The sequence below is a fragment of the Xanthobacter sp. DMC47 genome (assembly GCF_056313845.1).
Genome location: NZ_JBQUZM010000005.1, coordinates 321,420 through 335,928 on the forward strand (window position 1 = coordinate 321,420; position 14,509 = coordinate 335,928).

The window sequence follows — 14,509 nt, forward strand, 5'->3', positions numbered from 1 at the left end:
GGGTGTCGGATCACGGACAGGTGGACGAGCGGATGGGTGGATCCCCCGGACGAGCCGGGGGACGACAGCCGTGAATGCTGGCGCGGGGCCGGCGCTGGCCTGCGAGGATCGTTTGCCGCCCTACCCTCCCCCCGCCTTCGGCAGCAGGCGATAGAGCTGGGCGGCGCCGTCGATGACCTGGAAGCGGTTGCGAGCCTGCGAGAATTCCAGGTTCTCGCGGGTGCCGATGCACAGGAAGCCGCCGCGCACCAGGCTCTGGGCGAAGCGCCCCAGCACCCTGTCCTGCAGTGGCGTGGTGAAATAGATCAGCACGTTGCGGCACAGGATGAGGTGCGCCTCGCAGAACACCCCGTCGGTGACGAGGTTGTGCTCGGCGAAGGTGACGTTGGCGGTGAGGCGCTGGTCGAGCTTCATCAGCTCGTAGCGGGCATGGAAATAGTCCGAGAAGCTCGCCGCCCCGCCGGCCGCGCGATAGCGGCGCGCCGCGTCGGACGCCTCCTGAAGGGGAAAGATGCCCTCCGCGGCGCGGTCGAGGGCCGCCTTCGAGATGTCGGTGGCGAAGATGCGCGTGCGCTCGTAGAGCCCGGCCTCGATGAGCAGGATGGCGAGGGAATAGACCTCCTCGCCATGGGCGCAGCCGGCCTGCCAGATGTTGATCTCCGGATAGGAGGCAAGCACCGGGAACACCCGCTCCTTCAGCGCCAGGAAGACGTGCGGGTCGCGGAAGAATTCCGAGACCGGCACCGACAGGCCGGCGATGATGTCGGGCAGCCGGTCGGGGGCGTGCAGCACCCGGGCGGTGAGATCGGCGATGGAGGTGGCCCCGAAGCCGGATGCAAGGTTGCGCACCCGCCGCGTGAGGGAGGCCCGTCCGTAATCGCGGAAATCATAGCCGTAGCGGCGGAACAGGGCCTCCACGAAGAGGTCCACCTCGATGGTCTCCAGCGCCAGCGCGTCGCGCGCGCCCCCGGCCGGCGACGCATCCGGCGGGTCGGTCTGGTCGTCGGTGTCCACCGGCTCCGTCATCGCGCGGCCAGCCAGGTGCGGATCATGGACAAGAGCTTGGGCACGTCCACCGGCTTCGACAGATAGTCGCTGGCGCCGGCGGCGAGGCATTTCTCGCGGTCGTCCTTCATGGCCTTGGCGGTGAGGGCGATGACCGGCAGCTTGGCGAACCGCGGCTGGGCGCGGATCTGCGTCATCGCCTCGTAGCCGTCCATCACCGGCATCATCACGTCCATGAGCACGATCTCGATGTCCGGCTGCTCGTCGAGCTGCGCCAGCGCCTTGGCGCCGTCCTGCGCCAGCACCACGTTGACGCCGCGCGCGCGCAGCACCTTGGCGAGAGCGTAGATGTTGCGCATGTCGTCGTCGACCAGCAGCAGCTTGCGGCCTTCGAGGTCGCCGTCCGGATTGGCGGCGAGCTGTTCCGGCTCGCGCTGCACCGAGTGGAGGAACAGGGACACCTCGTCCAGGAGCCGCTCGGGCGAGAGCGCGCCCTTCACCACGATGGCGTCGGTGAAGGCGCGCAGCTTCATGCGCTCCTCGGTGGTGAGGTCGCGGCCCGAATAGACCACCACCGGCACGTGCCGCTCACCCCCGGCAAGCCGCTCGATCAGCTCGAAGCCGGACATGCCGGGCAGGCCGAGGTCGAGCACGATACAGTCGAGATCGCCCTGCGCCACCACCTCCAGCGCCTCCTCGGCACTGGCCGCCTCGACGATCTGCGCCTTCTCGCGGGCGAGCAGGGTGCGCACGGCGTGACGGGCGGCGGCATCGTCGTCCACCACCAGCACGCGGCGGGGACGATCAGCGGAATAATGGGTGAGGAGGCCGAGCGCCTCTGACAGCTGGTCCGCGCTCACCGGCTTGGTGAGGAAGCCCACGGCACCGAGGTCGCGGCCGCGGCGGCTCTCGTCCAGCGCCGAGACGAAATGCACCGGGATGTGGCGGGTGGCGGCATCCGCCTTCAGCCGCTCGATCACCGTCCAGCCGTCGAGGCCGGGCAGCATCACGTCGAGCAGGATGCCGGTGGGCTTGTAGGTCCGGGCGAGGGCAAGGCCGCTCTCGCCGTCGCCGGCGGCGAGCGCCAGATAGCCCTTGCGTCGCACCAGCCCCACCAGCGTGCGGGCGAACACCGGGTCGTCCTCCACCACGAGGATGACGGTGGCGCCGGGGGTGAGCCGGTCGCGATCGTCTTCCACGCTCACCGCCGGGACGGGCGGCAGGCCGGAGAGGCCGGCCGCCTCGCGCTCCTGCCGGGTCGTGGCGAAAGCCGCCTGCCGGGCATCCGGCGTCACCGCCGGGATCGGCGCGGCCGCGGCCGGCGCGTCCTCCTCGGGCAACGGCTCGCCCACCGGGATCTCCAGGATGAAGGTGGAGCCCTGGCCGAGCGCGCTCTCCACGGTGACCTTGCCGCCGAGCAGGCGGGCGAGGCGCTGGGTGATGGCGAGGCCGAGGCCGGTGCCGCCGAACTGGCGGCGGGTGGAGGCGTCCACCTGCTCGAACGCCTCGAAGATGGCGTCGAGCTTGTCCTCGGGAATGCCGATGCCGCTGTCCGCCACCGCCACCTTGAGCGTCTTTCCCGCCTCGTCCTGCGAGAAGGTGACGGAGACCCGGCCCTGCATGGTGAACTTGAGCGCGTTGCCGACGAGGTTGGTGAGGATCTGGTCGAGCTTGCCGGGATCGGTGAAGACGAGGTCGGGCGCGTCGGCGACGGAGACCGCAAGGCGCAGCTTGCGCTCCTGGGCAAGGCGCCGGAAGTTCCGCTCGAGGCGCTGCGCCACGCTCGCGACCTTCACGGGTTCACGCACCACTTCCATCTTGCCGGCCTCGACCTTGGAGAGGTCGAGGATGTCGTTGATGAGCCGCAGGAGGTTGGAGCCGGAGGAGTGGATGATGCTGGCCGCCTCCACCTGGTCGGCGTCGAGGTTGCCGGTGCGGTTCTCGGCCAGGTCCTGGGAGAGGATGAGCAGGCTGTTCAGCGGCGTGCGCAGCTCGTGGGACATGTTGGCGAGGAACTGGGACTTGTACTCGTTGGCCCGCAGCAGTTCCTCGGCGCGCGCCTCCATCTGCTGGTTCAGGGCCTCCAGCAGTTCCTTCTGTTCCGTCATCTCCTGCGAGGACCGGCGCAGCACGTCGTTGGAGGCCTGCAACTCCTCCGCCTGCACCCTCAGTTCCTCCTCGGAGGCGGCGAGGCGCGCGGACCGTTCGTGCAGTTGCTCGTTGGTGGCGCGCAGCTCCTCCTGCTGGGTGCGCAGTTCCTCCTCCACCACGCGCAGCTCCTGCGCCTGCTTCTGGCTCTGCTCCAGCAGCTCGCGGGTGCGGGCGGCGCGGACGAGATTGTCCAGTGACAGGGCGACGAGGGGAGCCGCCTCGTTGAGCAGGCGACGGGCCCGCTCGTCCAGGGGCGCGAGCAGCGCCAGCTCGATGACGCCGAGCAGACGCTTCTTCAGCACCAGCGGCACGGCGATGACGGCATGAGCCGCCGCCTCTCCGGTGCCGGTGCGGATGCGCAGATGATCGGCCGGCACGGGGGAGAGCACGATGGGCTTCTTTTCCCGCGCGCACTGGCCGATCAGCCCCTCGCCGAGATTGACGCGGGTGGACAGGTGCCGGCGCTCCGCGAAGGCATAGCTGCCGACCAGCTCCAGCGCCGCCGTCTCCGGTCCGGCCGCCTCGTCGCTGGCGTAGAATACGCCGACCCCCGCGCCGACCAGTGGCGCAAGCTCCGTCAGCAGCGCATCCGCGAAGTCGCGCGGATCCTCCTGCGCCTGGAGCCGGGTGGCGATGGTATTGAGCCCACTCTTCACCCAGTCGGTGTCGTGGGCTTCGATGGAGGTCGCCTTGAACACCTTGAGCGCACGGGCCAGCGTGCCCACCTCGTCCTTGCGCACGGTATAGGGCACCTCGATGGTGCGGTCGTTCTCCGCGAGGCGGGTCATCAGTTCGGCGAGCCGGCGCAGCGGCTGCGCCATGAAGACCGCGCCGAGGAACACGCCCGCCGCGGCGACGCAGAGGGTCGCGATGAGCGCGATGATGTCGATGGTGCTGACGATGGCATCGGCGCGGTCGAGATCGGCCTGGGCCCCGACGATCTCGGCGGACGCGGCGGCGCTCAGCTCGTCGAGGGCGCCGATGATGCCGCGATAGCCCTCCTCGCTCGATTCGGCCGCGAGAAAGACGCGCAGCGCAGCATCGATGGCCGCGGCGTCCCCGCTCTCGGCGGCGGTCAGGACCGGGGCCGCCACCGCGTCGTTCCAGCGCGCGGCAATGCGGCCGGCGCGCTCGGCGAAAGGCAGGAGCGAGGGCTCGGCCACGACCGCCGCCCGCAGCGCCCCGAGCTTCTCGGCGGTGAGCGCATTCGCGGCCGAAAGCCTGGTCCTGAGGTTGCGTGGGTCGGCGAGCGCGCCGCGCATCAGCTCAAGCTGGCGGCGGTTGAAGACGCGCGTGGCGTCGGCGGCGAGCACGCCGATCTGGCGGATCTGCTCCACCCGGTGCTCCTGCTCCTGCGCCATGCGGGCCGTGACCCAGTTGGCGCCGAGCAGCAGCATGAACATGGCCATGAGGAGCCCGACGATCAGCCCCGCCTTGGTCTGCATCCTGAGATCGGCAAACCACGACCGCTCGGTGATCTTCTGCAGCATCCCCAACCCCTTCCGACCCAGCCGCAGAATGCATAGGCGGGGGTGAAGAAGGATTGAAGAGGAAATTCCGCCGGCGTCAGCGCGGCGCCACCCGGCGGCGCGCCGAAAGGGTGGCCAGCGCGATGCCGGAAATGACCAGCGCGTATCCGGCGAAGTGATACCAGGCCATGGTCTCGCCGAGGAAGGCGATGGCGAGCGCCGTGCCGAACACCGGCATGAGGTGCAGGAAAGGCGCGGCCGCGTTCGCGCCCACCAGCTCGATGCCCCGGTTGAAGAACAGGTAGGCGATCAGCGACGGCCCGGTCATCACATAGGCGAGGGTGAAGAAGGTCACGTGATCGAGGGGCAGCACCTGGCCGTGGAGATATTCCCAGAGCGCGAAGGGCGCGAGCAGCAGCGAGCCCAGCGCCATGATGGTGGCGAGAAAGGAGAGCGGGCCGAGGGGCGGGCGCTTGCGCAGGATGGCGGCATAGAAGGCGTAGATCACCAGCGCCACGATGATGACCAGGTCGCCGATATTGGGCTTGAGATGGAGGAAGGTGTCGAGGTCGCCGTGGCTGATGATGACCATCACGCCCACGAGGGAGGTGATGACCCCCGCCGCCTGGCCGAGGCTGAGCTTTTCCCGGAACAGCACGAAGGTCCACACCGCCACCAGAAGCGGCGCCGTGGACTGCACCAGCAGGCCGTTCACGGCCTGGGTATATTGCAGGCCGTAGTAGCTCATGGCGTTGTAGCAGGCGATGCCGGTGGCCGAGAGCAGCACGAGGAACGGCAGGTTCCGGCGGATGATCGGCGCGTCGCGCACGATCTGCTTCCAGGCGAACGGCAGCAGGATGAGCGTCGCGCCCATCCAGCGCACCATGGCGAGCGTGATGGGCGGAATGTGCCCGGCGATATAGCGCCCCACCACCAGGTTGATGGCCCACAGGAGGGCCACCAGGGTCAGGAGCACGTAAGGGGCGTCATAGAGGGCAAAGCGGCTGGGGCGGACCGGGGTGGCGGACATGTCTTCTCCCGAGGCGCACCTGTGCGATGCGCCATGTGATGACCTGTTGGCCGGGAGTGCCGTCCGTCCCCTGTTATTGCGACGGCCTGCGGGCCCCCTCCTCTAACCCGTGGGAAGGCGCGAGGGAAATCGAATTTCACAGCGCAAATCATCACAATAAGTGATGACGCAGGCATCGCCGTGAGATGTTTCCGGCGCCGCCGAAGCTTCAGCGCCCCAGCAGGCGGTTGATGGTGCCGTCCTGGATCAGCTGGTAGCTGGTCGGGTTGTCGGCGCACAGGCCGGAGCCGCATTCCAGCACGGTGGAGACGCCGTTCGCCAGTGCCAGCAGCAGCACCAGCACGATCGACGCCGTGCCGAGCAGCGGGCGATGGGGCCGCGCGTCGGCCGACTGCCGCTCGAACTGCCCGTCGAACAGCAGGAGCACGGCGGAGCCGAGGACGCAGGCGCCGAACAGCACCAGCGCCCACGCATAGAAATGCAGGCCGAAGAAGGCGTCGCCATAGGCGCCCTCGCCGGGGATGATGTGCAGCAGCGTCTGGCGGGTGGAGACCGCGCCGCCGGCGAGCGCCGACAGGATCATGATGGCGTAGTGCGAGGGGCGCGGGCCGAACTTCACGTTCAGCGCGAGCCCGGCGGCGACGCAGACGAAGCCGGCGCGCTGCAACAGGCAGAGCGGGCACGGCAGATCATTGAACACGAGCTGGTCGAAGAAGGCGGCAATCAGCACTGCCGACACGGCGAGAAGGCCGAGCGCGTTCAGAACCCGGAAGCGGTCCGCGAGGGTGAGGCCGGTGTCCATGACGCCCCTCACAGCGCGATGTTGAGCGGATCGGTGACATGCAGGCGGAACAGCACCAGCATCGTCGCCACCGAGAGCACCCAGAGCGCGAGCGCGGCCATGCGCTGGCCCATGAGCGTCGCCGCGAGGGCGAGGAACACGCCGAAGAACGGCAGCGACATCATGGCTTCGGCCCCCCGGCCCGCACCGGCGCGGATGTGCGATTCGATGCCTGCCGAGGGTAGCGAAGGCCGGCGCAGGCGTCACGCTGCGGCGCGGAACACCACGGCATTGCCGGAGGGATCGGTGACCCGCAGCGCGCCGTCGTTCGACGGCTGCGTTGCCACGCCCGCTGCCGAGAGGCGGGCGGCAAGGGCGGCGAAGGCGTCGGCCGCCAGCGTCACGGTGAAATGGTCCAGCCCCACCGTGCCCGCCGCCGGCACCGGCGCCCCGCCGGACTGCCAGACGTTCAGCCCCACATGGTGGTGATAGCCGTCGGCGCTCACGAACAGCGCGCCGGGATAGCGGGCCATGATGGTGAGGCCCACGGTATCCACCCAGAAGCGCTTGGCCGCCTCGAGGTCGTTCACCTTGAGGTGGACGTGGCCCATGTCGGTCGCCGCGGGAGCCGGGCCGCCCGCCGCCTTCGCCTCGCGGGCGAGGGCCTGGAGATCGAGCGGCAGGGTCTGCATGGCGATGGAGCCGTCCGGCTGGACGGGCCATTCCGCGCGCGGCAAATCGCGGTAGATCTCGACACCGTTGCCGTCCGGGTCGTCCACATAGAGCGCCTCGCTCACCAGATGATCGGAGGCGCCGAGGCGCAGACCCGCGCCGTGCAGCGCGAGGAGCCGCGTGGCGAGGCTCGCCCGGTCCGGCACGCGGATGGCCATGTGGAACAGCCCGGGCGCCCGGCGCGGGGCCGGCGGAGCCGCGGGGCGGGCGAGGATTTCCACCAGCGGCTTGCCGCCGGCGCCGAGCACGGTCGCTTCACCCTCGGCGAGAACATCGAGGCCGAGGAGATCGCGATAGAAGGCCACGAGCCGGTGCGGGTCGGGGCTGGCGAGGCTGACGGCGCCCAGCACGAGGTCGTGGGGCGCGATCCGGGCGGACAGGTCGGTGGCGGGGATGGACTGCGGGCCGGTCGAGCCGGCGGGGGCGGCGGTGGTCATGTGAGGCTCCTTGGCGCCGGGAGGTCTTGAGCCCTGCCCGGCTGGGCGTTGTCCCAAATATGGACACGGCCCGCGCAAGGCGCCATTGCGCCGTTGCAAGCAAAAGCTGGCGCCTCAGCCCTCGAACCACTCTTCCGAAATCTTGCGCAGCCTGCCGCGCCGCCATTCGTAGACCTGGGTGCAGCGCATGAAGCGCTGCGGGTTCGGCCGCGTGCAATAGGCCGCGTGGGAGAAGACGACGATCTTCGGACGCAACCCATCCTTCGGCTCGGTGATCTCGAAGCCCCGCGCGCCCCGGTCGAAGGCCCGCGTCCAGCGGCCCGGGCCGGTGGAGACGAAGAGGATGTGGCGGAAGCCGTCGGAGCCGATCCAGGGCGTGATGCCGCCCTCGCATTCGATGGCGTGGGTGTCGATGAGATAGTCCGGCCGGCCATCCGGCGAGACGTTGACCACCTCGAAGACGGTTTTGGGCTTCCAGCCCGGCGTGCCGCCTTCCGCCCGGCAGGCTGCCTCCAGTTCCTTCACCGCCTTGGCCACCACCTTGGGCAGGCCGGCATAGGGATTTGCGGCGGGTGCTGTCACCGCGGGCGCGGCAGCCTCGGCCGGAGCGGGTGGGGCAGGCGTCGGAGATGCGGCGGCCGGGGAAGGCGGCGCCTCGGCCGCCCGCGCAATGCCGCAAGCGCCCACCGCGATGGCCACGCAGAACATCCCGACGAAAGCCGTCCTCATGCCCGCCCCCGCACCGGGACGCAACGCCCGGACCGGGGACACTCTAGAGGCCGTTAGAGACCCTCTCCTCATAGGCCTTTGCAATCTCTTGCGCCGTCATGCCCCGGCTTGTCCGGGGCATCCACTTTGCCGCTCGTCCGGCGCGACATAATGGGGCGCCAGCTTGGCCCAAAAGTGGATCCCCCGGACAAGCCGGGGGATGACGGTTGATCTCAACCCTTAGAGCCGGGCGCGGCCGGATTGAACAGGCCACGCCCTGCCCCGGGTAGCGATCACGCCGCCTTCTGGGCCTCGCGGTCCACGATGGTCACGATGTCCGCCATGATGCGGTTCAGCTCGAAATTCTTCGGCGTGTAGACGGCGGCGACGCCGAAGCCCTTGAGCTGGGCCTCGTCCTCCGGCGGGATGATGCCGCCCACCACCACCGGCACGTCGGAGAGGCCTTCCGCCCGCATCCGCTCCATCACGTCGCGCACCAGCGGCACGTGGGAGCCGGAGAGGATGGAGAGGCCCACCACGTGGACGCTCTCCTCCAGCGCGGCGTTGACGATCTCGGCCGGGGTAAGGCGGATGCCCTCGTAGACCACTTCCATGCCGCAGTCGCGGGCGCGCACGGCGATCTGCTCGGCACCGTTGGAATGGCCGTCGAGACCCGGCTTGCCGACGAGGAACTTGATGCGGCGGCCGAGCTTCTCGGAAACCGCATCCACATTCTTGCGCACCTCTTCCAGGCCCTGCGTATCCACACGGGCGGCGCGGCCGACGCCGGTGGGCGCGCGGTATTCGCCGAACACCTCGCGCAGGCAGGTGCCCCACTCGCCCGTGGTCACGCCCGCCTTGGCGCAGACGATGGAGGGCTCCATGATGTTGCGGCCTTCCTGCGCCGCGCTCTTGAGCGCCGCCAGCGCGGCATCCACCGCCTTGGCGTCGCGCGCCTCGCGCCAGGCCTGAAGCCGCGCGATCTGCTCGGCCTCGACGCCCTCCGGCACGGTGAGGATGGCACCTTCTCCCGTCGTCAGCGGCGAGGGCTCGCTCTCGGTCCAGCGGTTGACGCCCACCACCACCTGGTCGCCGCGCTCGATAGCCTCGAGGCGCCGGGTGTTGGACTCCACCAGCTGCTGCTTCATGTAGGAATTCTCGATGGCCGCGACGGCGCCGCCCATGGCATCGATCTGCGCGAGCTCCGCGCGCGCCTCTTCCTTCAGCTCCTCCACCTTCTTGGCGATCTCGGTGGAGCCGTCGAAGATGTCGCCGTATTCGAGCAGGTCGGTCTCGTAGGCCACCACCTGCTGCATGCGCAGCGACCATTGCTGGTCGAACGAGCGCGGCAGGCCCAGCGCCTCGTTCCAGGCGGGCAGCTGCACGGCGCGGGCGCGGGCCTTCTTGGAGAGGGTGACGGCCAGCATCTCCAAGAGGATGCGGTAGACGTTGTTTTCCGGCTGCTGCTCGGTGAGGCCGAGGGAGTTCACCTGCACGCCGTAGCGGAACAGCTTCTGCTTGGCGTCGGTGATGCCGTAGCGGTTGACGCAGATCTCGTCCCAGAGGTCCACGAACGCGCGCATCTTGCACATCTCGGTGATGAACCGCATGCCCGCGTTCACGAAGAAGGAGATGCGCCCCACCACCTCGCCGAACACCGCGCCTTCCGCCTCGCCGGACTTCTTCACCGTGTCGAGGATGGCGATGGCGTTGGCGAGCGCGAAAGCCAGCTCCTGCACCGGCGTCGCTCCGGCTTCCTGCAGGTGGTACGAGCACACGTTCATCGGGTTCCACCGGGGCAGATGCTCGGTGGTGAAGATGATGGTGTCCTTGGTGAGCCGCATGGAGGGCGCAGGCGGGAACACGTAGGTGCCGCGCGAGAGATATTCCTTGATGATGTCGTTCTGCGTCGTGCCCTGCAGCTTCGAGCGGTCCGCGCCCTGCTCGTCGGCGGTGGCGATGTAGAGCGAGAGCAGCCACGCCGCGCAGGCGTTGATGGTCATGGAGGTGTTCATCTCGGCCAGCGGGATGCCCTGGAACAGGGTGCGCATGTCGCCGAGATGGGAAATGGGGACGCCCACCTTGCCCACCTCGCCGCGGGCGAGGGCGTGGTCGCTGTCGTAGCCGGTCTGGGTCGGCAGGTCGAAGGCGACGGAGAGGCCGGTCTGGCCCTTGGCGAGGTTGGAGCGGTAGAGCTTGTTGGATTCCGCGGCGGTGGAATGACCCGCATAGGTGCGGAAGAGCCAGGGTTTGTCGCGGACCACCATTTCCTAATCCCCATCCATCGCTTTTGGATATTTGCCGCGATTGTGCGTCGCAATGCGCGCGCCGTCGATGGGAAATTTATCCAATACCGGGCGGCCCCCGGCCGGCGCAGGACGCCGCCACCGGCCGCCATTCGCCCACGATTCGACCGCCTCCGCAGCCCCAGCGCCGATCATTATGATTGCATTATTAAATATATTCTCTTTTTAGTTGTATTGATGCTAGCCTTCCCCTGTTTCGGAACCGGCGGCAGGGAACGGGGGGCGCGGTGCGGACGGTGGTGGTCTCATGGCGGCGCTGGCGGCTGCCGCATGCGCGAAAACCGCTGACAAGGTCTCGGCGGCCTATGTCTCGCCGATGCAGTTCCAGAGCTACAGCTGCCAGCAGCTCGCACAGGAGGCCGAGCGCATCTCGGCCCGCGCCATCGCCCTCACCGGCGCCCAGAACAACCGGGCGACCAGCGACGCGGTGGCGACCACGGTGGCCGTGGTCATCTTCTGGCCCGCCGCCTTCCTGGTGGGCGGCGACGATGCGCAGACGGCGGAGCTGGCGCGGCTCAAGGGCGAGATGGACGCCATCGAGCAGGTCTCCATCCAGAAGAAGTGCGGCATCGCCTTCCAGCGCGAGGACGTCCAGAAGGCCTCTTGAGCCGCCGCGCTATCGGGCGCCGGTCCTGGCGCCGTGCCGCCCCGGACGATGGTGCAGCACGGGGCCGGCGGCGGCGCTTCGCGCTAGCGCTTCACCAGCGAGATGACGAACAGCAGGATCACCGCGCCGATGGTCGCGGAAATGATCTGGCCGATCACGCCCCCGACCAGGATCACGCCGCCGAACAGGAAGCCGCCGATGATGGCGCCGACGATGCCCACGGCGATGTTGCCCACAAGGCCGAAGCCGTAGCCCTGGAAGAGCTGGCCCGCGAGGAAGCCGGCGATCGCGCCGACGATAATCATCCAGATGATGCCCATGACCTACTCCCCATCCCCTGTATCGACGCCGGCCGTCCGGCGCGGAACACCGCCACTCTAGCGGGGCGCGCCGCCGCCGGAAACGCCAGCGGGGCCGTGGACGCCCATTCTCCAGTGCCGCAGCGCCACATGGCCGAATGTCGGGGTTGAGAATGGCTCTCGCCTTGGATTTTTTCTCTGCTACGCTGCATTGCGAGATAGGGACTAAAACGACGCGACCGAACGGTCCACACCAGGAGAGGACGACAGCCATGGCCCAGACGGCAGCCGCCAATACGAACGAGGGACCGGTGAAGGACCTTTATGAGCTCGGCGAAATTCCGCCGCTCGGCCACGTGCCTGCCAACATGTATGCCTGGACCATCCGCCGCGACCGCCACGGTCCGCCGGAGCAGTCGTTCCAGCTCGAAGTGGTGCCCACCTGGGAGCTCGGCGAGAACGACGTGCTCGTCCTCGTGATGGCCGCGGGCGTCAACTACAACGGCATCTGGGCCGGCCTCGGCCAGCCGATCTCCCCGTTCGACGTGCACAAGGCGCCGTTCCACGTCGCCGGCTCGGATGCCTCGGGCATCGTCTGGGCCGTCGGTTCCAAGGTGAAGCGCTGGAAGGTGGGCGACGAGGTGGTCGTCCACTGCAACCAGGACGACGGGGACGACGAGGAGTGCAACGGCGGCGATCCGATGTTCTCCCCCTCCCAGCGCATCTGGGGCTACGAGACGCCGGACGGCTCCTTCGGCCAGTTCTGCCGCGTGCAGGCCCGCCAGCTCATGCCGCGCCCCCAGCACCTCACCTGGGAGGAGAGCGCCTGCTACACCCTCACCATGGCCACCGCCTATCGCATGCTGTTCGGCCACCCGCCGCACACGGTGAAGCCGGGTGACTACGTGCTGGTGTGGGGTGCCTCGGGCGGCCTCGGCGTGTTCGGCGTGCAGCTCGCCGCCGCCTCCGGCGCGCACGTGATCGGCGTCATCTCGGACGAGACCAAGCGCGACTACGTGCTCGGCCTCGGCGCCAAGGGCGTCATCAACCGCAAGGACTTCAAGTGCTGGGGCCAGCTGCCCACGGTGAACTCGCCGGAATATGCGGAGTGGCTCAAGGAAGCCCGCAAGTTCGGCAAGGCCATCTGGGACATCACCGGCAAGCGCGACGTGGACATCGTGTTCGAGCACCCCGGCGAGAGCACCTTCCCGGTGTCGACGCTGGTGGGCAAGCGCGGCGGCATGATCGTGTTCTGCGCCGGCACCACCGGCTTCAACATCACGTTCGACGCCCGCTACGTGTGGATGCGCCAGAAGCGCATCCAGGGCTCGCATTTCGCCCACCTCAAGCAGGCCTCCGCCGCCAACAACTTCATCATCGACCGGCGCGTGGACCCCTGCATGTCGGAAGTGTTCCCGTGGGACCGCATCCCCGAGGCGCACACCAAGATGTGGAAGAACCAGCACGCCCCCGGCAACATGGCGGTGCTGGTGAACTCCCCCCGCACCGGCCTGCGCACGTTCGACGACGTGCTGGAGGCCCTGCCGAAGAAGTGAGGCGGGGCGCGCTTGCGCGCCCGCCCTTCCCCGCCATCGAGGACGATCTCAGGGCCGCGGCACGCCGCGGCCCTCTTCGTTCGCGAAGGACAGTTCGGTGCCATCGGCCGGCCGCGGCGCCGCAGACGGGCCGGCGCTCTCCGCGGCCATCTCGAGCGTCGCGAGGTCCGGCGCCGCCGCCACCACGCGATTGCGCCCGCCGCGCTTGGCGGCATAGAGGCCGGCGTCGCCCCGCCGGAACAGCGTCTCGATGCTGGCGCTCTCCCCGGCCGGGACGCTGGCGCAGCCAATGCTGACGCTGCAGTCGAGACGCCGGGTCGCCGGCGTCGTCAGCCCGCGGACCGAAAGCCGCAGACGCTCCGCCACGGCGACGGCCTCCGCTTCCGCCTCGGGCAGCAGCACCGCGAACTCCTCGCCGCCCACCCGGCCGAACAGATCATTGGCCCTGAGCGCGCGGCCCAGGCGTTCGGTGACGGCGGCGAGCACCTCATCGCCCGCCGGATGGCCGAAGGTGTCGTTGACGCGCTTGAAGTGATCGATGTCCACCAGCAGCAGGGAGACCGGCTCCGCCCGCTCCGCCGCCCGGGCGAGCCGCTCGCGCGCGGCCTCGAAGAAGGCGCGGCGGTTGAGAATGCCGGTGAGGGAATCGATGGTGGCCGCGCGAAACAGCCGGCGGTCCACGTCCTCCTTCAGCAGCAGCAGGAAACCGACTCCACCGCCCACGCAATAGCCGAACATCACCAGCAGCCCGAACGACTGCACGGGCGGCGCGTCCAGCACCGTCAGCCCGGCGCCGAAGCCGGCATAGGCGCGCAACAGGAAGGAGACCGCCACGAGCAGATAGAAGCCGGCGATGATGCGCTGGAGGCGCGAGCCCTCCGCATCCCCCGCCAGCACCGCGAACGCCACGCCGAACAGCGCGCTGATCACGGTGGCGGCATAGCCCACGTAGAGCCCCGGCGTGGTGGCCGCGAGGACGAAGACCACGCTGCCCAGCGCCGCAACGCAGAACAGCAGCGCCGTGACGCCGCGCCGGCGCACGCGCGCACCAATGATGGTCGAGATCTCCAGCGCGAAGCCGAAGAAGATGGTGATGTTGGCCAGATAGATCGAGGCGAGCGCGGAGATGTCGCCGCGCAGGCTGATGAGCAGGCAGGCGACGCCGTGCAGCACCCGCGCGAACACGAAGCGGCGGATGAGACGCTGCTTGGTTCCCGTCTCGCGATAGCCGAGCAGCAGCAGGCAGACCACGAGATCCGCCAGAAACATCAGGCGGAACAGGGTGCGCACGTCGAGGGTGGTGAAGAACAAGCCGGAGAGGGTCATGCCCCGCCCTCCCGGATGCCCCGCGCCGGACGCGAAGGTCGATCCCGCTGCGGTGCCACTGCCGCTGCCGTCCCCAAGACGCAAGCCCCCCGCGATGCAGGC

At 69.1% G+C, this 14,509-nt stretch carries 12 protein-coding genes; 2 read left to right on the top strand and 10 right to left on the bottom strand.

What is annotated here, in order from left to right; translation table 11 throughout:
* Positions 1 to 120 precede the first annotated feature (120 nt).
* From ACT54R_RS21670 to ACT54R_RS21705, 8 genes are all read right to left on the bottom strand, one after another.
* Positions 121 to 1,026: a CheR family methyltransferase gene (locus ACT54R_RS21670; RefSeq protein WP_476329898.1), complete on the bottom strand. Its 906-nt coding sequence runs from the start codon at positions 1,024 to 1,026 to the stop codon at positions 121 to 123.
* Positions 1,023 to 4,646, bottom strand: a complete 3,624-nt coding sequence (locus tag ACT54R_RS21675; RefSeq protein WP_476329901.1) for a response regulator — start codon at positions 4,644 to 4,646, stop codon at positions 1,023 to 1,025. The genes ACT54R_RS21670 and ACT54R_RS21675 overlap by 4 nt, the downstream gene beginning before the upstream one ends.
* A gap of 76 nt (positions 4,647 to 4,722) precedes the next feature.
* Positions 4,723 to 5,655 carry a DMT family transporter gene (locus ACT54R_RS21680; RefSeq protein WP_476329904.1) on the bottom strand — a complete coding sequence of 311 codons (933 nt, stop codon included), beginning with the start codon at positions 5,653 to 5,655 and terminating at the stop codon, positions 4,723 to 4,725.
* Positions 5,656 to 5,863: 208 nt separating this feature from the next.
* Positions 5,864 to 6,457: a disulfide bond formation protein B gene (locus ACT54R_RS21685; protein ID WP_476329907.1), complete on the bottom strand. Its 594-nt coding sequence runs from the start codon at positions 6,455 to 6,457 to the stop codon at positions 5,864 to 5,866.
* Positions 6,458 to 6,465: 8 nt separating this feature from the next.
* The gene (locus ACT54R_RS21690; protein ID WP_029556801.1) at positions 6,466 to 6,621 is read right to left on the bottom strand and encodes a DUF5993 family protein; all 156 of its coding nucleotides are present in this window, start codon (positions 6,619 to 6,621) and stop codon (positions 6,466 to 6,468) included.
* 78 nt (positions 6,622 to 6,699) lie between these two features.
* Positions 6,700 to 7,605 carry a VOC family protein gene (locus ACT54R_RS21695; RefSeq protein WP_476329910.1) on the bottom strand — a complete coding sequence of 302 codons (906 nt, stop codon included), beginning with the start codon at positions 7,603 to 7,605 and terminating at the stop codon, positions 6,700 to 6,702.
* Positions 7,606 to 7,719: 114 nt separating this feature from the next.
* On the bottom strand, positions 7,720 to 8,334 hold the full coding sequence (locus ACT54R_RS21700; protein ID WP_476329913.1) for a hypothetical protein: 615 nt from the start codon (positions 8,332 to 8,334) through the stop codon (positions 7,720 to 7,722).
* Between the two features lie 272 nt (positions 8,335 to 8,606).
* Positions 8,607 to 10,580, bottom strand: coding sequence for a methylmalonyl-CoA mutase family protein (locus ACT54R_RS21705; protein WP_476329915.1), 1,974 nt, complete (start codon positions 10,578 to 10,580; stop codon positions 8,607 to 8,609).
* A gap of 286 nt (positions 10,581 to 10,866) precedes the next feature.
* Here ACT54R_RS21705 and ACT54R_RS21710 point away from each other — a divergent pair, with 286 nt between their 5' ends.
* Complete coding sequence (locus ACT54R_RS21710) at positions 10,867 to 11,226, top strand: hypothetical protein (protein WP_476329919.1); 360 nt, start codon at positions 10,867 to 10,869, stop codon at positions 11,224 to 11,226.
* An 83-nt stretch (positions 11,227 to 11,309) separates the two neighbouring features.
* Here the strand turns inward: ACT54R_RS21710 and ACT54R_RS21715 are convergent, their stop codons facing one another.
* Entirely contained in the window at positions 11,310 to 11,546 is a 237-nt protein-coding gene (locus ACT54R_RS21715; protein WP_168457361.1) for a GlsB/YeaQ/YmgE family stress response membrane protein, read from the bottom strand.
* 251 nt (positions 11,547 to 11,797) lie between these two features.
* Between ACT54R_RS21715 and ccrA the strand changes: the two genes are divergently transcribed.
* On the top strand, positions 11,798 to 13,081 hold the full coding sequence (ccrA, locus tag ACT54R_RS21720; RefSeq protein ID WP_168457360.1) for a crotonyl-CoA carboxylase/reductase: 1,284 nt from the start codon (positions 11,798 to 11,800) through the stop codon (positions 13,079 to 13,081).
* Positions 13,082 to 13,129: 48 nt separating this feature from the next.
* On the opposite strand, the gene ACT54R_RS21725 is transcribed toward ccrA, so the two are convergent.
* On the bottom strand, positions 13,130 to 14,407 hold the full coding sequence (locus ACT54R_RS21725; protein ID WP_476329924.1) for a GGDEF domain-containing protein: 1,278 nt from the start codon (positions 14,405 to 14,407) through the stop codon (positions 13,130 to 13,132).
* Positions 14,408 to 14,509: the final 102 nt, after the last annotated feature.